Below are 388 nucleotides of genomic sequence, written 5' to 3'. Positions count from 1 at the left end.
CAGCCAAAATCAGAACTCAGTAAATTTATCAATGCGTATAAAAGTGCAAGCAGCCGTCTGTTGAAAAAAGAATATCCACAGGTCAGGGAAAAACTCTGGAAGGGGGCATTCTGGAGTCAGAGTTTCTGTCTGTTGACTGCGGGCGGTGCACCGATTGAGGTTATTCGCAGCTATATTGAAACACAGGGGGAGAAAAAGCGATGAACATGGCATATCGTTTTCGGATATATCCAACCAGAGAGCAGGAAAACCTGCTTGCAAAGATCTTTGGCTGCTGCCGTTTTCTGTATAACCAGATGCTGAGCGATAAGATACGGGAATATAAAGTGTCGAAAAAGATGCTGCGGAATACACCGGCGATGTATAAAAAAGAATATCCGTTTTTGAA

Annotated in this window: 2 protein-coding genes; both read left to right on the top strand. The window is 43.3% G+C overall.

What is annotated here, in order from left to right:
• The coding region (tnpA, locus tag DXB15_RS17405; protein WP_243115689.1) for an IS200/IS605 family transposase at positions 1 to 204 on the top strand (204 nt) is incomplete at its 5' end.
• Positions 201 to 388, top strand: a 188-nt coding sequence (locus tag DXB15_RS16720; RefSeq protein WP_147589966.1) for a helix-turn-helix domain-containing protein, incomplete at its 3' end; no start/stop codon positions are given. The genes tnpA and DXB15_RS16720, both read left to right, overlap by 4 nt.

It is taken from the genome of Roseburia sp. OM02-15 (assembly GCF_003481835.1).
GTDB lineage: Bacteria > Bacillota > Clostridia > Lachnospirales > Lachnospiraceae > Eubacterium_I > Eubacterium_I ramulus_A.
Note: the sequence above shows the minus strand (reverse complement) of the source record. Positions and strands in the feature narration are given on the sequence as shown.